Source organism: Sphingobium estronivorans, from assembly GCF_008692605.1.
GTDB lineage: Bacteria > Pseudomonadota > Alphaproteobacteria > Sphingomonadales > Sphingomonadaceae > Sphingobium > Sphingobium estronivorans.
The window spans coordinates 60,993-82,361 of sequence record NZ_LFCT01000026.1; the positions used below are offsets into that span (position 1 = coordinate 60,993).

Consider the following 21,369-nt stretch of genomic DNA (forward strand, 5'->3'; position numbering starts at 1 on the left):
CCCTCCATCAGTTCGTCGCACGCAACGCTCCAATTGGCTACGCGACTGGCAGCGTCCCCTTTCCGTTCATATGCCAGAAAGGTAATTCTGAACAGGCAGGCCATCCACGGCGCTCATCCGCAGCGTCCTGTGGCCCATAATGGAGGGGGTTCTGACAGCTAGATACGCCATCCCGCGGGCGGCAGTCGGACGTCAAGCTGCAGTGATGCAGGCCCGACTGGTCGAATTTTGAAGGAGTAGCGTGATGAGTGTCATTTCCAAAAGCCCCAAATTTCTTTTGTCGGTGGCCCTGCTTGCCGGGGCATCGTCCGGCAGCCTGTCGGCGCAGACCCAGGATGCTGCGCCCCCGGCCGACGTTGCTGCGACCGCATATATGCCGGCCGAGCAAACCGAAGGACCCGAGATCAAGGGCATCATTTCCGCCCGCAGCGGCGACAGGATGCAAGTGACGGCGGACGACGGTTCCAAATCCGTCATTACCATCAATGACGCCACCAAGATCAGCGCGAGCAAGGGCTTTTTCGGCCTCAACCGCAGCCGACTCCCCGCAACCTCGCTGCTCAACGGCGTGCCGGTGACGGTCAAAACGCTGCAATCGGGCGATGGCCTGGTGGCGAGCAAGATCAATCTTCAGAACAAGGATCTCAAGACCGCGTCGATGATCCATAACGGCACCGCGCAGGGCTTCGAGGAGCAGACCGCGGCAACCGCGGCGTTGCGCGGTCGCATGGGCGAGATCGACCAGTATAATGTCAAAAGCACGACGAACGTGAATTTCGACACCGGCAAGGCGGTGTTGTCGCCTCAGGCGAAGAACGACCTCTGCGCCGCAGCCTCCGCTGCCGAGGGGACGCCCAATGCCCTGCTGCTCGTGGTGGGCTACACCGATTCGACCGGCGGCGATGAATTCAACCAGGTGCTCAGCGAAAAGCGGGCCAGCCGCGTCGTCAATTATCTTCAGCAGGCCTGCGGCTGGAAACCCTATCGCATGCTGACCCCGACCGGCATGTCCGAAGCGGACCCCGTGGCGAGCAATGACACCGTCGAAGGCAAGGCGCAGAACCGCCGCGTCGCGGTGAATATCCTGGTCAGCAAGGCCGTCGACGGCCTGTGAGATGCGTGGGGTGGGCTTTTGCCCACCCCCGTTTCCGTTTCCGCATCGCAGGCGGCGCTGCCCGAGGGGAGGCGTCGATGGGCCTCGACCTTATTCATCTCCTGCTTGTGTTGGCCGTGATCGTTCTGATCTCTCAACGGGTCGTCGGCCGCGGCGTCCCATAGCGGCTTCCTAATTCACGGGATCATCCTGATCCGCTGCTGAGCCTGCGCTCCTATCCCCGCGCGCCCTACCGCAGCGGTGACGCCCGGAGCATGGCGGCCTGGTCGTCCTTCCCGCGCCGCGCAGACCCTGTCCGTCCCGCAGGAGGGCGTTCACCCGATTGTCCTGAGGCCGGGGCGGCTGGCCTTGCCGCATTTTCTGAGCGCTGTGCGATGGACAGTCGAGGATGCGGAGAAATCGCGGTTAAAGCATCAGCGCAGGAAAAATCGGTGAAAAATATCATGAAAATAGGGCTAAAGTGCATTTTATATATTCTAATGCGGAATTAATTGTGAAATAAATTATGCATATTCAAGAAAGATAATCCGAAACGAACGGAGAGGGGAAAGAGGATGAACAGCGCAGAGGGCACCCGGCCGCTGGAGGGTAAGGTCGCGATCGTCACCGGGGCTAGCCGGGGAATTGGAGCCGCGATTGCCCGGCGCTTTGCCGCCGAAGGCGCCGCCGTCGCGCTGGTGGCGCGCACGGTTGCACCCGGAGGCCCCTTGGCCGGCTCGCTTGAGGAAGTCGCGGCGGCGATCCGCGCCTCTGGCGGCACATGCTGCACGATTCAGGCGAATCTGGCCGATCCTGCGGACCGTTCCGGCATCGTTGCCGGTTGCGTCGCGGCCTTGGGGAGCGCCGATATTTTGGTCAACAACGCGGCCTGGTCGCGCTTCGTGCCCATCTGGGAAGTATCGCCGCGCCATGTCGAACTGGCGATGCAGATGAATCTCTATGCGCCGCTCGACCTGTCCCAGGCCGTGCTGCCCCATATGGAGGCACGGGGGGCAGGGTGGATCCTCAACATTTCCAGCGCCACTGCGGACATCCCCTCGCCGGCGCCCTGGGATATGAATGACCGCAAGGTTCAATTCAATGTGCACGGGCACCCGACGCTGTACGGCACCAGCAAGGCGGCGCTGGACCGGATGACGGCGGGCTGGGCGATCGAACTGGCTGGACGGAATATTGCGGTGAATGCGCTGGCTCCGGTCGGCGCGGTCGCCAGTGAGGGCGCGCTGTCCGTTGGCGGCTGGGACGAACGCGACCATATTGAGCCGGTCGAGGCCATGGCCGAGGCGGCTTTCCAGCTCTGCCATCGTCCGGCGGAGGAACTGTCCGGCCGCATCGCCCGCAGCCTGCCGTTGCTGGCGGAACTGGGGGTGCGGTATCGCGGGATCGACGGTCGGGCGATGGCGCCGGGTTGATACTGGGCGGCGCCGCGCAAGGAGTCTTGGCATTTTCGCTGCCGATCTCCATCGGCGGCGCGGGCGCTTCAGACCAGGCTGATTTTCCGGGTTGCTTCAGGCCCGATCAAGGCCGCGAGCAGAAGCAGCCCGCGCTGCAATCGTTCCCGCGAAATGCTTCCCCCTATGGAAACGCGCAGCGCCGGGATCGTGGCGGACCGTTCCACCGCGAAGGCGTCGCTGGCGATGGCGGACAATCCGTGCTGGCGCAGGGCGTCGGCAATATGGCGGGGATCGGCGCCTTCGGGGAGCGGGATCCAGAGGTGATAGCCTTCCTCCCGCGATTGAAAGGATCCATGAGGAAGGCATTTGCGGGCAAGGGCCTGGCGTTGCCGGGCCTCCTCCCGGACCTCCCCCGCCAGCCTTTGGAAAACGCCGCTGCGAACCCAGTCGGCAACGACCGCCGCGTTCAGCGGAGGCGCCATGATGGCGGTTTCATGCATGTCCGCCGCCAGCCGCCAGGCCTTCGCCACGTCCGGCGCCCGCAGCCACGCTACGCGCAGGCCTGGCGTCAGGATTTTGGAAACGCTGGCGATATGCCAGCCATGGTCGGGCGCGAACGAGGTGATGGGGGGAAGCGGCTGCTCCGGCAGCAGGCCGTAGGCGTCGTCTTCTATCAGCAAAAGCCCATGCTTTTCGACCATGGCGGCCATGGCCTTCCGCCGTTCGACAGTCATGGTCGAGGTCGTCGGATTGTCATTGGTGGGAACGAGATAGACCGCGCGGATCGGTGTCGAGGCGCAGGCCGCATCGAGCGCTTCGGGCAGCATCCCCTGCTCGTCGGAGGCCACCGCATGGAGGCCGATGCCGAACCGGCGGGCCAGCGAGATGAGGCCGGGATAGGCAAAGGGGCAGACGGCCAGCCTGTCGCCGGGGCGCAGTTCCGCGCTGAAAATCGCGTGAAGGGCATTTTGCCCTCCGGCAAGGACCAGAACGGTGTCCTCTTCGCAGGGGATGCTGCGTTGAGCCAGAAGCGCAGCGCCGACCTGCCGCACCGCCGGACTGCCGCCGACCCGCTGATATTGAAACGGCGCAGGCGTGAATTCCGAGGTGAGCAAGGCTTCGGCCGAGGCGAGAAACGCAGCCTTGAGCGTTCCGCCGAACGCATCGGGCGGGGCGTTCATGCCGACGTCACCCGGATCGGATTCGCCGAGGGCGGGCGAACGGGCCGCTCTCGCCCGAACGAAACTGCCCCGCCGGCCATTGCCCTCGATCAGTCCGATCCGTTGCGCTTCGCCATAGGCGCGTGTCACGGTGGTCAGGTCGACGCCCAGCGCCTCTGCCAGCGCGCGCTGGGGCAATAATCGTTCGCCAGCGGATAAAATCCCGGCCTCTATGTCGCGTGCCAGGGCTTGGGCAATGGCCAGATATTTCGGGCCTTGCGCGGCGTGGATGTCGGGAATCCAGTTTTGCATGGCGGTTTTCATGAAGGGATGCTGTCGGTCATGGTCAGTCGCGGCGGGCGGCGTCGCGTGCGTTCAACTCAGCCCAGAGCTTCTTCGTGCCTGCTTCCTGCGCCTTGTTGACATATTGCGAAGCGACCAGCCAGCCTTTGATATAATGAAGCGGCAGGACGCATCCGAGGGTGAGCAGAGGCAAGGAGGTGACGAGGTGAACCCAGAAAGGCGGATCGAACTTTACCTGCAACCACACCGCGAAAAATGTGAGCGGGAAAGCCACGATGCATAGCGAGAAGAAGGCGGGCCCATCATCGGGAGCGGCGAAATCATAGTTGAGGCCGCAATCGGGGCATTGTCTGTTCAGCTTCAGCCATTTGCGGAACATGGGTCCTGTGCCGCAGCGGGGACAAAGGCCCTTGAGTCCGCAATGGAATATCCAATGGCCCTTGCGGGTGCGGTTCGGGTTGAGATTGTCGTCCGGCATCGGTCTGACCTTCGGCAGATTGTTCGAGTCCGGCGTCCATATAAATGGATTTATGCATGGATGCAATGATGCATACATAATCCACGATCTTTCGCGGAAGAAAGCCGCTGGCCCAAAAAGGACGTTGCGGCTGTCGATATGCAGAACCATGATCCGCATCGAACCACGGATATTGTATGGCGCGCGCCGCTTTCGATATGGGAAATGGATGACGTCGGGAGGATTGAGGGGATATGTCGGAACGACAGCTCAAGGCATGGCAGGATGCGGGCCTGATCGATGCCGAGATCGCCGGGCGCATCCGATCCTGGGAGGCCGCCCACAGCCGCCCGCTGGGATTGTGGGCGATTGTCGGGCTGGCCGTGTTGGCCATCGGTTTGGGCATATTGTCTGTCGTGGCCGCAAACTGGGACGCGATACCGGGTGAAACGCGCCTTGCCATCCATTTCGCGTTGATGATCGGCTTTGCGGTGCTGATCTGGCGTTATCTGGGCACGGCGGCGCAGAAGCACAGCTATGTCAGCGATGGCCTTCTGTTTGTGGCGGGGGCGCTGGGCCTGACCTTTTTCGGCCATCTGGGGCAGGTCTACCAGACGTCCTCGCCCCTATGGCAGCCGCTATTGGCATGGCTGGTTCTCTTTTCGCCGCTGTTCCTTCTGTTCGGGCGGGGTTGGCCGGTCGCGGGCCTCTGGCTGGCTGGCCTGCTTGCTGCCACATGCTCCTATGCCGCTGAATTCGGTCCCGGATCATGGGGCCATCGGGCGCAGCAGCCTGCCTTTCCGACCCTGTTCTGGGGGCTGATCGCCTGTCCGCCAATGGCCGTGGCCGCCTTGGCCGCGCTGATGCGGGACCGCGGCGATCGGCCCGCTTTCTGGCGCCTGCTGGAACTGCTGGCTGTCGCGACCATCCTGACGGGTCTGAGCATGATCATCGTCATCGGCCAATGGGACAGCCGGTCGCCCGCCATGGTGGGCAGCGTTGCGATCCAGAGCGTGGCGCTGATCGCGGCGGCGGCGGCGATCCAAACGGTCAGGAAAACGCGATCCGGGCGGGCGACGGCGGCCATATTGGCGGTCGCGGCCGTGGTGCATTTCGCCCGAGCGCTGCTGTTGGATAGTCACGGTCCCATTCGTGGCCCATGGATCGGGGCGTTATTCTTCTTCATCCTTTGGGGCGCGGTGGCTGGGTGCGCTCTTTTTGCCCAGCAGCGGCGCCTGTTCCAGGGCGCGGTCGCGCTGCTTGCCATTCGCATCGTCATCCTCAGTTTCGAACTGGATGACAATCTGTTGGGAAGCGGCGCGGGCCTTGTTCTTTCCGGCGCGGTCGCCCTGGTCGTGCTGTGGGTGGCGGTGCGTGTCTCTCGCCGTTATGCGCCGATGGGGAGGGACGGAAGATGAAGGCAATCGCTTCGGCCCGCGTCCGGCTCGCCGCCGCGCTCCTGCTGCCCCTCGTCGTGCTGGCCTATAGCTGGGTGGCGACCTGTCGCATCGCCCGGCAGGGGCAGGAATGGCTGATTCCAGTTACCGGCTATGATCCGAGGGACCTGCTGCGGGGGCATTATGTTCGATACCGATATGAATGGCCTGTCGATCGTCTGCCCACGAACAGTGCGAATGGCGGAACGGCGTCCCTCCATCCATCGTCCGCCTTGTGCATCGAGGGGACGCCGCCAGACATAGTCAGGGTGCGCGAATTGCCCGCCGGCATGGACCGCCGGGATTCCGGGGAAGCGAAGGGGTGCGCCGCGATCGCTCGCGCATCTGTGGGTAGCCGGCGGGAAATTCGGGGCCTGGAGTCCGGCATCCTGTTCACGTCCCAGTCGCGCGCGCTGCTGTTGTCGCGCCAATTGGCCGATCCCGGAAATCAGGGCTTCGTTCGGGTGAGGATCGGACCCGATGGGTTCATGCGGCCGATCGATCTGGAATTGCGGCGGCGCAAAGGCGATTAAAGGTTCCCGGCCGCCATGATCGTTCGCAACGGAGGCATCACCGCGCGCGCGCCCTTACGGCCGCCGCGCTTGCCCGTTTGACTCCGGTGGCAGGCCTGTGCAATGGAGCCCTCATGCAATCACGCAGCGATCATGTGCGCTTCCGCTATCAGGGAGGACAGCTTCTCGCGGGCATCTAGCCCCGAGTGCCGGCGCTTCACGCCCCGGGCTCGGGGCAAATCGACAGATGGTGGCACGCTCACGGCGTGCCTGTTCCTCTCGAAAGTCAGCGCTATGACCAGACTGCCACATGGGCAAAGACCGCCCGTTCATCTTATCGATATCGAAGCGGAGGGCCTGACCAATCTCGCTCTGGGCGTCGCCGATACGGCGCCGCAGGTGAGCGAGCTTCTGCTGCACGAAATCGCCCGCGCGCAAACTTATCGCGCCGCGCGCATCCCTCCGGACGTCGTCACCATGCACTCCTCCGTTGAATTCGTCGACGAGGCGAGCGGGGTCGACCGCACCGTTCAGATCGTCTACCCGGCCCAGGCCGACATTGCCGCCGGCAAGATTTCCATCCTGACCCCCATCGCGGCGGGCCTGATCGGACTGCGTGAGGGGCAGTCCATCAACTGGCCGGATCGCGAGGGGCGTGAGCGGAAGCTGGCCATTGTGAAGGTGACGCAACCCGCTCGCCTCTGAGTATCTGGGCCGCGGCATCCTTGGCCGCAGCCTGACAGGGGCATTTCCGTTCATATTCAAAAAAGGAGTAACGATATTGCCCCGGATCGACGAGAAACTTCAGCCGATATTCGAAGATGTGTTGAGGCGGAATGCGGGTGAAACCGAATTCCATCAGGCCGTCGAGGAAGTGCTCGAAAGTCTGGGCGTCGTCGTCGCCAAGCATCCGGAATATATGGACAATGCGCTGATCGAGCGGATCTGCGAACCGGAGCGGCAGATCATCTTCCGCGTTCCCTGGGTCGATGACAAGGGGCATACGCACATCAATCGCGGCTTTCGCGTCCAGTTCAATTCGGCGCTCGGGCCGTATAAGGGCGGCCTGCGCTTTCACCCGTCGGTGAATGTCGGGATCATCAAGTTTCTGGGTTTCGAGCAGACCTTCAAGAACGCGCTCACGGGACTGCCGATCGGCGGCGGCAAGGGCGGGTCCGACTTCAATCCGCGCGGCCGTTCCGATGGCGAGATCATGCGCTTCTGTCAGTCCTTCATGACCGAACTCTATCGGCATCTGGGCGAATATACGGACGTGCCGGCGGGCGACATCGGCGTCGGCGCGCGCGAGATCGGCTATCTGTTCGGCCAATATAAGCGACTGACCAACCGCTATGAAGCTGGTGTGCTCACCGGCAAGGGCTTGATCTATGGCGGCTCCCGCGCACGGACCGAGGCGACCGGCTATGGCACCGTCTATTTCGTGGACCAGATGCTGAAGACCCGGGGCGAAAGCCTGGAGGGCAAGCGCGCCATCGTCTCCGGATCGGGCAATGTCGCCATTTTCGCGATCGAGAAGATCAAGGAATTCGGCGGCAAGGCTGTCGCCTGTTCGGATTCTTCCGGTTACATCGTCGACGATGCCGGCATCGACCTGGACCTGCTGAAGGAAATCAAGCTCGTGCGCCGCGAACGGATTGCCGAATATGCCCGGCTGAAGGGCGCCGGCGCCTATTTCGTCGAGCAGGGCACGGTATGGGAAGTGCCGTGCGATGTGGCGCTGCCGTCCGCGACGCAGAATGAACTGAACGGCAATGACGCGGCGACGCTGATCCGCAACGGCGTCGTCGCCGTGGGCGAAGGGGCCAACATGCCGTGCACGCCGGAGGCCGTTCGCCTCTTCCAGAATGCGAATATCCTCTTCGGTCCCGCAAAGGCGGCCAATGCGGGCGGCGTGGCCACGTCCGCGCTGGAGATGCAGCAGAACGCCTCCCGCGACAGCTGGACGTTCGAGGAGACGGAAGCCCGGTTGGCGATGATCATGCGCCGCATTCACGACAGTTGCGCGGAAACGGCCGAAGCCTATGGCGCGCCGGGCAATTATGTGCTGGGCGCCAATGTGACTGGCTTCGTCCGGGTGGCGGAAGCGATGCAGGCGATGGGCGTTATCTGACAGGAAACGGGCGGCGGCAGGGACTCCGGTGCACGGAACCCCTGCCGTTGCCCGCCGTCCGATAGGTGCCAGGCACGACTTTCCCAATTTATGTCAGGCGATGGTCACGATCCGGGCGTGGCCGCGACGGTCGAGCGGCTTCACCACCACCTTGTCGCCCCGACGGTCGAACGCGATGTCGACACTGGCCGCGCCGATGCCCAGATGTCGGATCGTCAGGCTGTCGAGGAAATGCGGCAGGGTCGGTTCCTGGAAGCTGATCTGGGCTGAAGCGACGTCGAAGCCCAGGCCCAGACTCGACTGGATCAGGGCCAGCGGCGCGGCGGCGGACCAGGCCTGCGGACTGCAGGCGACGGGATAGAAGGTCGGCCCCTGCGACCGCCTGCGTGGAAAGCCGCAGAACAGTTCCGGCAGGCGCATCATATCGACATAGGTGGCGGCGGCGAACAGCCCTTCGAAAATCTGCGCCGCCTCCCGCTGATAGCCGTAGCGGGAAAAACCCCCCGCGATAATGGCATTGTCGTGCGGCCAGATCGAGCCATTATGATAGCTCATCGGATTGTAGCGCTTTTCGGTGGAGGCGATGGTGCGCACCCCCCAGCCGGAAAAGGACGCGGGTCCCATCAACGTGCGCACGACCGCATCGGCCCGCTTTTCCAGCGCCAGGCCGGTGTAGAGGACATGGCCGGCATTGGAGGAACGCACGCGGCACGGTCGCTTTTCCCCGTCGAGCGCAAGCGCATAGGTGCCCAGCGCCTCGTCGAAGAAGGCCGCGTCGAAACGGTCGCGTAGCTGTTGCGCGCGCTCGCGATAATGGGCGGCGCGGCCCGGGTTCCCGATGGCCGTGAACAGGGCGTCGGCGGCCTGCCAGGCGCCAAAGACATAGGCCTGCACTTCGGCAAGAGCGATGGGCCCGCGCGCGATGGCGCCGTCGGCATGGAAAATCGAGTCATGGCTGTCCTTCCAGCCCTGATTCTGAAGGCCCTGATCTGTCAGCCGGCCATATTCGACGAAGCCGTCGCCGTCGCGGTCGCCGTGATTGTCGATCCAGCCGAGCGCCGCGTCGATATTGGGCAGGATCGTCGTCAGAAAGCCGATGTCGCTCGTCCGCTGCAAATAGGCGCCGGCCAGCATGACGAAGAGGGGGGTGGAATCGATGCTTCCATAATAGTGACGGAACGGCACCTCGCCCAGTTCCGCCATCTCGCCATGGCGGACTTCATGCAGGATCTTGCCCGGCTCGGCATCGGCCGCCGGGTCGAAGTCGATGGCCTGATGGGCGGCGAGATAGCCGAGTACGCCCCGGCTGACCGCCGGGTCCATCCACAATATCTCCAGCGCGGTGATGATCGCGTCACGCCCGAAGATCGTGCTGAACCAGGGAATGCCGGCATAGGGGTAGGGACCATATTCGGTATCGGTCGACAGCATGGAAATGTCGGCGACCGACCGGCGTGCGACTTCGTTGAACAGGTCGTTGGACGAATGGATGGAGGCCCCGCGCTTGCGCGCCAGCCGGAGCGTCTGCATCGCTTCGCGCAGGGATTTGAGAAACTGCTTGGGCAGCGGATCGTGCGCCTGTGCCTGCTGGCAGCAGATACGGATGAACAGGGCGCAGCTTTCGCCGGGCGGGACGGTGACATCGAAGCGCGCATTGCTTTCGGTCAGGGCGGTCGGCACCGGCGCGAAATGGAGATGGGTCTCCCGCTCGCGCTCGTCCCGGCCGCGATACCGGAGCAGCACGTCCGCCGCACCGACCTGCGGGTCATCCATCGTGCCCCGCCGCAGCCGGACCATGCCGCGAATTTCGAACAGGTCGGCAAAATCGGCGGCAAAGCCCAGATTGACCGTAACCGTACGGGTTTCCGTATCGAAATTGCGGATCGTGATCCGTTCGTAAAGCCCGTCTTTCCAGAGGAAACGGGTGCGGCGCAGGTGAATGAGGTCATGTTCGACCGCGACCCGTCCGTCGTCGCCGATGAAATCGGGATTGGCAAGATCGCAAGTCAGCATCGCATTATCGTCGCGCAGCGCGGAACTGAGCAGGATCGGCCGCATGCCGTTGATCGTCAGATAGAGATGCGACAGATGTCGGGTGTCGCGATGATAAAGGCCTTCCGGGCTGCCCGGCCCGGAAATGGCGTCGCCGCTATGGTCGAACACGGCGAAGCTGTCGCCATGTTTCAGGGTGCGGGGCCTGCGCTCATGGAGCGAGGCCGTCGCGGGAATGAAGAACTGGGTCTGCGCCTTGGACAGCGCCTGTCCTCCTTCAATTCCCTCGATCCCGGTCGTTTCCGGCTGGGGCTGGCTCAGCGACATAGCGTCTCCCTCAGGCAATGTCAGGGCAGAGAAAGGCCTCTGCCGAACCGGAAGTCACGGAGAGAAAAGAACAATCCCAGGTCGTTCCGGTTCCGGCAACCGTTGCGATCCTATGCGACGACCTGCAATCCGGCTTCGACGCCACGCTGCCGACGCAACCGGGCCGCCTCGATCCGCGCGCCGGGCAGGGAATGATACAGTGCGACATAGTCGGCGGCCATCCTTTCCGCCGTGAAACGTGCGTCGAATGCGCCACGCACCCGCGCCCGGTCCAGGTCCGGCAGGGCCGCGACGGCGGCCACCGCTTCATCCTCGCTCTCAACGATGAAGCCTGAGACGCCATGCTCGATGATTTCCGGCACAGATCCGCAGCGGAAGGCGATGACCGGCGTGGCGCAGGCCATCGCTTCGATCATCACCAGGCCGAAGGGTTCTGGCCAGTCAATGGGAAAGAGCAGCGCGCTGGCCTGTCCCAGAAACTGCGCCTTTTGCTGTTCGTTGATCTCGCCGATGAATTCGACATTGGGATATTGTTCGACCAGCGGCGCGATCTCCCCTTCCCAATAAGCGCGGTCGACGGTGTCGATCTTGGCGGCGATTTTCAGCTTCATGCCCGATCGGGCGCCGATTCGGATGGCGCGGTCGGGCCGCTTTTCGGGCGATATTCGGCCCAGGAAGGCCAGATAGCCCTCGCCCTGTCCGTCCAGTCGCGGCGGCAGCAGGTCTGCCGGCAGGCCATGATAGATCGTCCCGCCCCAGTTGACCGGCGGCATCGGCAGACGCTGATGATCGGAGATGGACACCAGGCTGTGATCGGCGAAGGTGCGGTAGAAAGCAGGCAGATCGGGCAAGTCGAGCCGGCCGTGCAGGGTCGTGACGGTTCGGCCGATAAAATCCTGGATCATCGGCAGGTGCAGCATGTCGATGTGGAAATGCAACGCGTCGAATTCATCGGCGCGGCGTCTGACCGCTTCCAGCATCATCATATGCCAGGGAATGGGATCGACGACGCCGGGATTGAGGCGCAGGGCCATGTCGGTAATGGGGACGAGTTCCGCGCTGGTCCGCGAATCTCCGCTGGCAAAGAGGGTCACGTCATGACCTTGGCGGACCAGCTCTTCGGTGAGGTAGGAAACGATGCGTTCAGTGCCGCCATAGAGGCGAGGCGGCACGCTTTCGGCCAAAGGAGCGATTTGTGCGATTTTCATGCAGGCATCCTCTTGAAAGAACGAAGCCTTCCGTTCCCCGACCTGCGGTTGGCTGTACCGCTATAAGCGCTGACAGGGCGCGCCGGTTGCATCGCCACGCATTCGGTTCGTCTCAATAAGAGATGGAAACGGCCATTCCGCCGATCCTTGCGGGGTGCATCCGCCTTCCCATTCCTGGCAATGGCAGGCTGGAAACGGTTATTTTCATTGAAATTCCCTGGGATTCAGGCAGATTTTTCGCCAATCCACAAAGCCGCACTGGAAAAGCCATGCGGCTCCGTGCGATGGGCGGTCCGGTAACAGCGGGTGAAAGCACGGATGACGGATCGAGCGGGCGAGGGGACGGGGCACGGTCATCCGCAGGGGAAGCTGTCGCTTCTGGCGCTGGGCGCGCTGGGCGTGGTGTTCGGCGATATCGGGACGTCCCCGCTCTATGCGCTCAGGGAAAGCTTCGTGGGGCATCATCCGCTGACGGTCGATCCGGCACATATCCATGGTGTGCTGTCGCTGGTCTTCTGGACCATGACGCTGATCGTCACGGTCAAATATGTGTTCATCATCATGCGCGCCGACAATCATGGGGAGGGCGGCAGCATGGCGCTGCTCGCGCTGATCTCCCGCAGGCTCGGGGAAAGCCGGTGGACGCCGACCATCGCCGTGCTGGGGGTATTGGCGGCGGCGCTCTTCTATGGCGATGCGATCATCACGCCTGCCGTGTCCGTGCTGTCGGCGGTCGAGGGGCTGGAGACGGTGAATGACGGGTTCGCGCCCTTCGTCCTGCCCATCGCCATCATCATCCTCATCGGTCTGTTCCTGATCCAGAAACATGGCACGGCGCGGGTCGGCGCGCTGTTCGGGCCGGTCATGGCGGTGTATTTCCTGGTGCTGGCGGCGCTGGGCATCCTGAACATCGCGCGGCACCCCGGGATCGTCGGCATCGTCAATCCTATGTGGGCGGTGCATTTCTTCGTCCTGGACCCGAAGCTGGCCTTCCTGGCGCTCGGCTCCATCGTGCTGTCGGTGACGGGGGCGGAGGCGCTCTATGCGGACATGGGACATTTCGGGCGCAAGGCGATCAGCATCGCCTGGCTCTATGCGGCCTTTCCCTGCCTGTTGCTCAATTATATGGGACAGGGCGCGCTGCTGCTTGACCTGCCGGAAGCGGCGGAAAATCCCTTTTTCCTGCTGGCGCCGGACTGGGCGCGGTTGCCGCTCGTCATTCTGGCGACGGTGGCGACGGTCATCGCCAGCCAGGCCGTGATTTCCGGTGCCTTCTCCGTGACGCAGCAGGCGGTGCAACTGGGCTTCCTGCCCCGGCTCAAGATTTCGCATACCAGCGCATCGGCGGCAGGGCAGATTTATGTGCCGCTGGTCAATTGGGCCTTGTTGATCCTGGTGGTGCTGCTGGTGCTGGGCTTCCAGTCGTCGAGCAATCTGGCGGCGGCCTATGGCATCGCCGTCACCGGCACCATGGTCATCACCACGTGCATGATGGGCGTTCTGACCTTCAGCGTGTGGCGCTGGAACCCGTTGCTCGCAGGCGCGGTGACGGGGTTGTTCCTGTTGGTCGACGGCGCCTATTTCCTGTCCAACGCGACCAAGATTCCCGATGGCGGCTGGTTCCCGCTGCTGGTGGCGGCGGTGGTTTTCATCGTGCTGACCACCTGGTCCACGGGCCGGAAGATCATGAATTTCTATCTGCTGGAAGGCGCGATGGAGGTGGGGCTGTTCATCCAGTCCGTGTCCCATTCGCTGAAACGCGTGCCAGGGACGGCGATCTTCCTGAATTCCCGGGTCGAGGGCGTGCCGCCGGCCCTGCTGCATAATGTGAAACACAATAAGATCCTCCACGAACGGGTCATCATCCTGACGGTGCGGACCGAAGGCGTGCCGCATTTGCCCCTGACCGGCCGTTCCGAGGTCAGCGATCTGGGGGCCGGATTCTACCGCGTCGTGCTGCGCCATGGCTTTATGGAGGAGGTGGACATCCCCGCCGCGATGAAGGCCGTGGACGGCTGCGGCGGACCGATCAACATCAGCCAGACGAGCTATTTCCTCAGCCGCCAGACTTTGATTCCGTCCGACAAGCCGGGCATGGCGATCTGGCGCGAGAAGCTGTTCGCCTGGATGATGCGCAATGCGGTGACGCCCATGGATTTCTTCAAGCTGCCGACCAACCGGGTGGTGGAACTGGGATCGCAGGTCGAGATTTAGGATGTGTCAGGGGGTTCAGCCCATGGCGGGCGGAAACCTTCCCATCCTGGTCCGGGCGCGGCAGACGTCGCACGCTCTCGGATCACGGATCGTTCATGAACCGTTTCGGTAAAGCAGGAGATAATGCGTCCGATGAACGATACGCGCGCCCGCATCAATGCCCTTGGCTGCGCTGTCCCGGCGCAGGACATCCACGCTCCGTTCATTCAGTGGGCGGGCGGCCAATTCGACGATCCGCGCGAAAGACAGATTTTCCTGCGCATGGCGGAACGGTCGGGCATCGATCATCGCTGGTGCGTCCTGCCGCTGACGGACCAGGGAGGAACGCCGGTCGATCCGGGCGGCTTCTACAGCGGGGAAATGCCGCCGACCTCGCTCAGAATGCAGCTGTATGCCGATTATGCCCCGGCGCTGGCGCTGGAGGCGATAGCGCGACTGGGGGAGAAGGTTCCCATCGACCGGATCAGCCATCTGGTGGTGGCCAGTTGCACCGGCTTCATCGCGCCGGGCATCGACCAGATCATTGCCGCGAAGCTGGGGCTGGAGGGGGTCGAGCGGACATTGGTGGGCTTCATGGGCTGCTATGCGGCAGTCGCGGCGTTGCGCACGGCGCGGCATATCGTGCGGTCGGAGCCGGACGCGCGGGTGCTGGTGGTGACGGTCGAACTCTCCTCGCTGCATTTCCAGCGGGAGCGCGACATCGGGCGACTGTTGATGATGATGCAGTTCGCGGACGGGGCGGCGGCGGCGCTGGTGACGGCGGAGGGCAGCGGGATCGCCATCGACCGGCCGTTTTCGCTCAATCTGGCGGACTCGGCGGAACTGATTCGTTGGCAGATCGGGGATAGCGGCTTCCTGATGCATCTCTCGGGCGAGGTGCCGTGGCGGATCCAGACGATGCTGGGCGATCCGGCGGTGCGGCGGCGGATGTGGGGGAGCGAGGACCCTGCGCCGATCGACAATTGGGCGGTCCATGCGGGCGGGCGGTCCATATTGGATGCGGTGGAATATGGATTGGGACTGAGCCCGGATGCGCTTGCGCCCTCGCGGAGCGTGCTGGCGCGCTTCGGCAATATGTCGTCCTCCACGTTGATGTTCATCCTGCGGGATATGATGGAGCAGGCGCGGCAGGGGGTGGCGCTGGCCTTTGGGCCGGGGCTGGCGGCCGAAGGATTCCGGTTCGAAGGGATCGCATGATGCGGCCCGTGCCCGCGCTGATCGTCGGCGGTGGGCCAGCCGGGACGGCGGCGGCGATCACCCTCGCGCGGGCGGGGATCGGGGCGCATCTGGTGGATCGACATGAGGGCCCGCATGACAGTGTCTGCGGCGGCTTTCTGGGCTGGGACGCGCTGGCGGCCTTGCGCGACCTGGGACTGGACGTGGGCGTGCTGGGCGCGCAGCCGATCGATCGGTTGCGCTTGCTGGCGGGGGAGCGTCGCGCCGAAATGGCCTTGCCGCATCGGGCTGCGGGATTGTCGCGGCGGGTGCTGGATGAAGCGCTGATCGGGCTGGCGGAAGAGGCGGGGGCGGTTCTGCTGCGGGGGCGGGTGGTACGGGCGGCTGACCCGGCCGGGCGATCCGTTCGCTTCGACGATGGGGACGAACTGACGGGCGAAGCATTGTTCCTGGCGACCGGTAAATATGAGTTGCGAGGATTGGTACGCGATCTTGGTGGACGGAAGGAATCGCCGTCCGTCGGATTGCGGGCGGTGCTGCCCGTTGATGCCGCCCGTTCGCGCGATCTGGCGGGCATGATCGAGTTACACCTGTTCGACCGGGGCTATGCCGGGCTGCTGTTGCAGGAGGACGGGACGACCAACCTCTGTCTTTCCGTCGCGCGTGAACGGTTGGCGGATGGCGTGCCCGCGCTGATGGCGGAGATCATGGTGGAGGCGCCGCGTCTTGCGGAACGGATGGAAGGGGCTGTCCCCGCGCATTGGGAGGCGGTGGCGGGTGTGCCCTATGGCTGGCGCGCGGCGGAGACTTTGCCGGGCATCTTTCGGATCGGCGATCAGGGCGCGGTGATCGCCTCGCTGGCGGGGGACGGCATTGCGATTGCGCTGAGCAGCGGGGTGAGCGCGGCACAGGCCTTGCTAAGCGGCGGATCGGGAACTGCGTCGGACTGGCAAAGGCGGCTGCACCGCCGTAATCGGCGTCCGCTGGGGGTGGCAGAGGCGCTGCGTTACGCGGCGGCGGGGGCGCTGGGACGGGGCGCTTTGCTGCAATTATTGCGCTGGCTGCCGGGGCTGGGCGCGCAGGCGGCGCTGCTCACCCGCGTATCCGCTCGACACACAGGCGGAAGGAAAAGCGGCGCACGATCCGTACATCATCCATATTGATGCTGGCCTGGGGCAACAGTTCCGCCCAATCACCCGGACGAAAGGCGCGGGCGATGGACAGCTGCCCATCCTCCCGCACGATGCGGTGGACCCGCAGCAGCCGGGCGAGCAGGGGGAACCCCCAATGCGCAAAACCATGCCGATGCAGGTCGCAGATCAGCCAACCCATCCGCGCATTGGCCTCCATATGGCGCAGGAAGGTCATCAGCTGCGCGTCCGTCATGTGATGCGTCACCTGACTGGAGATGATGAAGTCGAACCGCTCTGGCTGGTCGAGATAATCCCCGGCGCGATAGTCGATGGCGAGGTCAGGGGGGGTGGCGTGGCGAGCGGCCTGGAGGCTTTTTTCGTTCAGGTCGACGCCGATCAGTTCCGCGTCGATGCCGCGCTTCCTGGCCCAGCGGGCGATGGCGCGCAGGATGTCGCCATCGCCGAAGCCGACGTCGAGCAGGCGGAAATGCCGGGCCGATCCGATGGCGCGGTTGAGGAAGGCGATGGTCGGCCAAGCCGTGAAGGTCCAGCGATTGACCCGCGCCAGATCGTGCAGCACGCGCTCGTAAACGGCTGGCGCCAGGTCCGGCGCGTCCATCTGCTCTTCCTGCCGGGACCGGATTGAAAGGTCGGCCATCATGCCCTCTTCTTTTCCGGGCATCATAGCATATTTTGATGAGTGAGGAGGTCATGCCATGCCGGCTTTTTCCATAGTGTTGCTGATCGCCGCCGGGGCCGCGCCGCAAGGTGTCGAGGGCAACTGGCTGACCGACGACCGGAAGGGCGTGGTGCAGATCGCGCCCTGCGGCCAGCAAATGTGCGGGCGGATCGTGCAGGTGCTGGACAAGGGGCCCAATGTCCCGGCGACCGACATCAACAATCCCGATCCGAAGCGACGCAGCCAGCCGATTGTTGGATTGCTCACCTTGTGGGGCTTCCAACGCGATGGCGCGACATGGAAGGGGGGGCGGGCCTATGATCCCAAGACGGGGCGGAGTTATCGGGCGACATTGGGGCTGAACCCGGACGGATCGCTCAAGGTGACGGGGTGCGTGCTGTTTGTCTGCGAGGGACGGCGCTGGACGCGGACGCGCTAATCCTTGTCCCATATGAAAATGCCGTAGCGCATGGCGCCGGTGCGCAACGCCAGGATCAGGCGCGGCAGGCTGAGCATGAAATTGCGGTTCTGTATCCTTGGGTTGATCGCCAGGCGCCGCAATTCGGCATCGCTGACCATGGCCCCGACGAAGCGCCGCAGGCAGATCGACCAGGTGCGGCGGACGCGCGCGCTGGCATCCTCATAGTCGCGCAAGGCAAAGCCCGCCTTGATCGCGAGCGCCTCATAATCCGCCTGGCTGCCTGCTGGGAAGCCGTCCTTCGCGGCAAATGGGTTCCAGCAGATGGCGGATTTCCCAGTGGCGCGCGCCCTTCCCCTCCAGCCAGGCGCAGACGACCAACCGCCCGCCGGGGCGCAGGACGCGGGCGGCTTCGCGGAAGAAACGGGCCTTGTCGACCATATGTTCGGAGCTTTCGATGGCATAGGCGCGGTCGAAACTGGCATCCGGCAGATCATTGTGCAGCCAGTCGCGTTGCAGGCAGGTGAAGCGGGGCGAAGGGCGGGCGTTGGCGACTTTTTCCTGCGCAGCGGACAGGGTGAGTCCGATGACGCTGACATCGTGCCGTTCCGTGATCCGGGCAGCGGTGGCGCCATAGCCGCAACCGATGTCGCAAAGCATCTGGCCCGACTCCAGCCCGAGTCGGGACTCCACCTCGGCTACCAGCGCATCGGCTGCCTCCGCCGGGCTTTCGCGGCCGGTTCGCCAATAGCCATGATGAACATGCTCGCCCCAGATCCGCCGGTAGGCGAGATCCAGTTCGTCATAATGCCTGGCGACGCCGTCCGCGGTCGAGGGAAGCTCCGGCACGATCATGCGGGCTTTTATCTACCCACGCGTGCTTTCCGGCAAGGTCAGCCCGCTGCTGCCAGCAGTTTGGCGCTCAACGCCGGCCATTCCGCCATGTCCCAACCCTCTGGCGTTTCGCGGGTGATGATCTGGTCGGCGCCGAAACAATTGGCGAGGTCAATATCCTCCGCCTTCACGAAGCTGCGGTCGTTCAGGGAATAGAAGGGGCGGACCACGGGCAGGGTCAGATCGTCCCTGTTCTGCTCGACCACGATGGCCAGCCGATGGGAGCGCAGCCGGACCAGCGATCCGATCGGATAAATGCCAACGGCGCGCTGGAACGCCTGGAAAATCTCCGGATCGTAGAGCGTCTGCGCTTCGTCCAGCATCAGCAGGGCGCGGGACGGGTCCTCGCCATGGCGGTGGATGCGGTTGGAGGTCATCGCGTCATAAGTGTCGCAGATCGCCGCCATGCGCGCGAACCGGCCGATTTCCTCGCCCTTCAGTCCATGGGGATAGCCGCTGCCGTCCAGCCGCTCATGATGATGCAGGCAGACGTCCAGCACGGCGTCGGGCATCTCCCCGCCCAGCGCCAGAAATTCGTGCGCCAGCGTGGTGTGGCTTTTCACCACCTCCCATTCCTCCGAGGTTAGCGGGCTGTCCTTGTCCCAGGTTTCCTGCGGCACATGGCCCATGCCCACGTCCATCAGCAATCCGGCAAGGCCCGCCTGCTGCACCTCCTCGGGCGAGAGACGGAGTTGCTGGGCAAGGCCGATCATCAGCGCGCAGACCGACAGTGCGTGGAGATAGAGATATTCGCTGGTGTTCTTGAGCCGCGTCACCGCCATGAAGGCATGGGGGTTGCGCTGGATGGAGCTGGAAATCTCCTCGATCATCGTTTCCAGCTTGTTGAGCTTGATCGCATTGCCCAGCCGGGAATCGTCGAAGATCTTCTGCATCGCGCGCACCGACTTGCGGGCCAGGCGATTGGCGTGGACCATTTCCGCCTTGGTCGACGTCCGCTCCTTCGACAGCGGATCGAAGGGGCGGTTGACGGGGATGGGCGCGGCGCGCCGGGCAATGGTCGCGCCGGCACGGCCAAAGGGGCGGTCGCGCTGGTCCGGGGCGGGCGCTGCGGCGCGCGTGGGCGGCGGCATGTCCCGCGATTGCAGGTCGGCGCCGCGGGATATGTCGATCTGCACCCATTGGACCTTGCTGGCCTTGAGCGTCTCAAGCTGATCGGCATCGTCCAGCAATATCTTGCTTTTCCAGAAGGGATGGGAAAACCACGACCCTTCCAGCTTGTGGAGAAACATGCCCAGTTCGACATCCTGGGTACGGATTCTTTTCAACATTGGTGCGCCCCGTTTTAGGAGCGCATTTCGCCGGACAGCCCTTGCCAAAAAGTTAACGCGGCGCTTCCCAACCGAGGCCGAGCGCCTTTTGCAGGGCGATATAGTCGGCGGTCATCGCCGCCTTTCCTTGCGACAGCGTCTGGGCCGCCGCGATCCCCTGCCGCTCTGCGTCGAGAAGCTGGATGCGGGTTGCGGTGCCCGCCTCGAACCGCTGGCGCATCAATGCGGCGCTGCGGTCGGCGGACGCCTTGGACCGGGCGGCGCTGGCGACCTCCAGCCTTTGGGCGCCGAAGCGGGCAAGGGCGTCCTCGCTGTCGCGCAGGGCATTGAGGACGGTCTGGCGATATTGGGCGGCGGCTTCGTCCTGCGCGCCCTTCGCCTGTTCCACGCGGGCGGCGTTGCGGCCGAAATCGAGGAAGCTCCAGCTCAGGCGCGGCATGGCGATGGCGGCGAGCTTGTCGAAATCGAAGACGTCCCCCGGCTTCGCGCCGCCGATGCCGATCAGGCCCATGAAGCTGATGCTGGGGAAGCGCGCGGCCTCCGCAACGCCGATCTTGGCGGTGGCGGCGGCATATTGCCGCTCCGCCGCGCGAATGTCGGGGCGGCGCTGGAGCAGGGCCGCGGGATCGCCGATGCCGACGCTGGCGGGAGGCAGCGGCACGGGAGCGGGCGTCGTGAGCATCGCGTCGAGCGCGCCCGGCGCTTCGCCCGCCAGCGTCGCCAGCGCGTTGAGATAGGCATCGCGCTCCGCGCCCAAGGGCAGGATGGCGGCTTGCGCCTGTTCGAGCCGGTGGCGCTGTTCCTCCAGTTCCAGCGCGGAGGCGGTGCCGTGGTGCTGGCGCTGTTCGGTCAGTTGCAACGTATCGCGCTGCCGCGCCGCGTCATCCTGCGCCAGCGCCATGCGCTGCTGCCGATCGCGCAGATTGACATAGGCCTGCGCGACCTCGGCGGTCAGGCTGACCTGAGCGTCCGAGACATTGGCCTGCGCGGCGTCAAGCTGCGCCCGCGCCGCTTCGACGCCCCGCCGCCTGCCGCCCCACAGGTCGACCTCCCAACTGGCATCGAAACCGAGATTGTAAAGGTTGAAGGACTGGCTGCCGCCGCTGTCCGACTGGCTTGCGTCGCCGGACTGGTCGCTGTCGTTCGATCCGCTGAGGTCGAGGCCCGGAACCCGCGCATGGACGTAAAGCGCGGAGGCATTGGCGACAGGCAGGCCATTGGCCCGTTCCGACCGCAGCGAGGCCCGGGCCTGCCTGACCCGCGCTTCCGCGACCGCCACGCCGGGGTTGGCGGCGAGGGCGCGGGCTTCCAGCGCATCCAGCACGGGATCGCCCAGCGCCGTCCACCAGGCAGCGGTCGCGGGCGCCTGCGCCGTGGCGCTGTCCAGCGTTCGCGCGAACTGCGCGCCGGGGCGGGCGGCACCGGCGGTTTCCGGTCCATGATAGTCCGGTCCGGCGGTGCAGGCGGTCAGGGCAAGCAGCGCCAGCGCGGAAAAACAGGAAGCAGTCGGCAGGAAACGCATGGAATGGCAG

19 protein-coding genes are annotated in these 21,369 nt (G+C 64.4%); 10 read left to right on the forward strand and 9 right to left on the reverse strand.

The window, feature by feature from the left end; genetic code table 11:
• Positions 1-244 precede the first annotated feature (244 nt).
• Together F7P65_RS17535 and F7P65_RS17540 are read left to right on the forward strand one after the other, a co-directional pair.
• Positions 245-1,114 (forward strand): OmpA family protein, encoded by an 870-nt coding sequence (locus F7P65_RS17535; protein WP_150293991.1) that lies wholly within the window; start codon positions 245-247, stop codon positions 1,112-1,114.
• 554 nt (positions 1,115-1,668) lie between these two features.
• Complete coding sequence (locus F7P65_RS17540; protein ID WP_150293993.1) at positions 1,669-2,526, forward strand: SDR family NAD(P)-dependent oxidoreductase; 858 nt, start codon at positions 1,669-1,671, stop codon at positions 2,524-2,526.
• Between the two features lie 68 nt (positions 2,527-2,594).
• Here the strand turns inward: F7P65_RS17540 and F7P65_RS17545 are convergent, their stop codons facing one another.
• Positions 2,595-3,980, reverse strand: coding sequence for an aminotransferase-like domain-containing protein (locus tag F7P65_RS17545; RefSeq protein WP_150293995.1), 1,386 nt, complete (start codon positions 3,978-3,980; stop codon positions 2,595-2,597).
• A 34-nt stretch (positions 3,981-4,014) separates the two neighbouring features.
• Positions 4,015-4,449, reverse strand: coding sequence for a DUF983 domain-containing protein (locus F7P65_RS17550; RefSeq protein ID WP_150294038.1), 435 nt, complete (start codon positions 4,447-4,449; stop codon positions 4,015-4,017).
• A gap of 233 nt (positions 4,450-4,682) precedes the next feature.
• Between F7P65_RS17550 and F7P65_RS17555 the strand changes: the two genes are divergently transcribed.
• The 4 genes from F7P65_RS17555 to gdhA all read left to right on the forward strand — a co-directional run bounded on the left by F7P65_RS17555 (position 4,683) and on the right by gdhA (position 8,507).
• Entirely contained in the window at positions 4,683-5,846 is a 1,164-nt protein-coding gene (locus tag F7P65_RS17555; protein WP_150293997.1) for a DUF2157 domain-containing protein, read from the forward strand.
• Entirely contained in the window at positions 5,843-6,397 is a 555-nt protein-coding gene (locus F7P65_RS17560; RefSeq protein ID WP_150293999.1) for a GDYXXLXY domain-containing protein, read from the forward strand. The genes F7P65_RS17555 and F7P65_RS17560 overlap by 4 nt, the downstream gene beginning before the upstream one ends.
• Positions 6,398-6,670: 273 nt before the next feature.
• Complete coding sequence (gene rnk / locus F7P65_RS17565; protein ID WP_150294001.1) at positions 6,671-7,081, forward strand: nucleoside diphosphate kinase regulator; 411 nt, start codon at positions 6,671-6,673, stop codon at positions 7,079-7,081.
• 76 nt (positions 7,082-7,157) lie between these two features.
• Positions 7,158-8,507, forward strand: coding sequence for an NADP-specific glutamate dehydrogenase (gene gdhA / locus F7P65_RS17570; protein ID WP_150294003.1), 1,350 nt, complete (start codon positions 7,158-7,160; stop codon positions 8,505-8,507).
• 93 nt (positions 8,508-8,600) lie between these two features.
• Here the strand turns inward: gdhA and F7P65_RS17575 are convergent, their stop codons facing one another.
• The gene (locus F7P65_RS17575) at positions 8,601-10,826 is read right to left on the reverse strand and encodes an amylo-alpha-1,6-glucosidase (protein ID WP_150294005.1); all 2,226 of its coding nucleotides are present in this window, start codon (positions 10,824-10,826) and stop codon (positions 8,601-8,603) included.
• A 110-nt stretch (positions 10,827-10,936) separates the two neighbouring features.
• Positions 10,937-12,034, reverse strand: coding sequence for a glycosyltransferase family 4 protein (locus tag F7P65_RS17580; RefSeq protein WP_150294007.1), 1,098 nt, complete (start codon positions 12,032-12,034; stop codon positions 10,937-10,939).
• A gap of 318 nt (positions 12,035-12,352) precedes the next feature.
• Here F7P65_RS17580 and F7P65_RS17585 point away from each other — a divergent pair, with 318 nt between their 5' ends.
• The 3 genes from F7P65_RS17585 to F7P65_RS17595 all read left to right on the forward strand — a co-directional run bounded on the left by F7P65_RS17585 (position 12,353) and on the right by F7P65_RS17595 (position 16,587).
• Positions 12,353-14,248: a potassium transporter Kup gene (locus F7P65_RS17585; protein WP_150294009.1), complete on the forward strand. Its 1,896-nt coding sequence runs from the start codon at positions 12,353-12,355 to the stop codon at positions 14,246-14,248.
• A 132-nt stretch (positions 14,249-14,380) separates the two neighbouring features.
• Complete coding sequence (locus F7P65_RS17590; protein ID WP_150294011.1) at positions 14,381-15,445, forward strand: type III polyketide synthase; 1,065 nt, start codon at positions 14,381-14,383, stop codon at positions 15,443-15,445.
• Positions 15,442-16,587, forward strand: coding sequence for an NAD(P)/FAD-dependent oxidoreductase (locus F7P65_RS17595; protein WP_150294013.1), 1,146 nt, complete (start codon positions 15,442-15,444; stop codon positions 16,585-16,587). Before F7P65_RS17590 ends, F7P65_RS17595 begins: the two co-directional genes overlap by 4 nt.
• On the opposite strand, the gene F7P65_RS17600 is transcribed toward F7P65_RS17595, so the two are convergent.
• Positions 16,517-17,215 (reverse strand): methyltransferase domain-containing protein, encoded by a 699-nt coding sequence (locus F7P65_RS17600; RefSeq protein ID WP_150294015.1) that lies wholly within the window; start codon positions 17,213-17,215, stop codon positions 16,517-16,519. The genes F7P65_RS17595 and F7P65_RS17600 overlap by 71 nt on opposite strands.
• 58 nt (positions 17,216-17,273) lie before the next feature.
• Here F7P65_RS17600 and F7P65_RS17605 point away from each other — a divergent pair, with 58 nt between their 5' ends.
• Complete coding sequence (locus F7P65_RS17605; protein WP_150294017.1) at positions 17,274-17,675, forward strand: DUF2147 domain-containing protein; 402 nt, start codon at positions 17,274-17,276, stop codon at positions 17,673-17,675.
• Here the strand turns inward: F7P65_RS17605 and F7P65_RS22095 are convergent.
• Genes F7P65_RS22095 through F7P65_RS17620 form a run of 4 tightly spaced genes read right to left on the reverse strand, consistent with a single transcriptional unit; the run spans position 17,672 to position 21,359 of the window.
• The gene (locus F7P65_RS22095; RefSeq protein WP_162854696.1) at positions 17,672-17,890 is read right to left on the reverse strand and encodes a hypothetical protein; all 219 of its coding nucleotides are present in this window, start codon (positions 17,888-17,890) and stop codon (positions 17,672-17,674) included. The genes F7P65_RS17605 and F7P65_RS22095 overlap by 4 nt on opposite strands.
• 28 nt (positions 17,891-17,918) lie before the next feature.
• Complete coding sequence (locus F7P65_RS17610) at positions 17,919-18,509, reverse strand: SAM-dependent methyltransferase (protein ID WP_162854697.1); 591 nt, start codon at positions 18,507-18,509, stop codon at positions 17,919-17,921.
• Positions 18,510-18,547: 38 nt separating this feature from the next.
• The gene (locus F7P65_RS17615) at positions 18,548-19,837 is read right to left on the reverse strand and encodes an HD-GYP domain-containing protein (protein WP_150294019.1); all 1,290 of its coding nucleotides are present in this window, start codon (positions 19,835-19,837) and stop codon (positions 18,548-18,550) included.
• Positions 19,838-19,889: 52 nt separating this feature from the next.
• Positions 19,890-21,359 (reverse strand): efflux transporter outer membrane subunit, encoded by a 1,470-nt coding sequence (locus F7P65_RS17620; RefSeq protein ID WP_150294022.1) that lies wholly within the window; start codon positions 21,357-21,359, stop codon positions 19,890-19,892.
• Between the last annotated feature and the right edge of the window lie 10 nt (positions 21,360-21,369).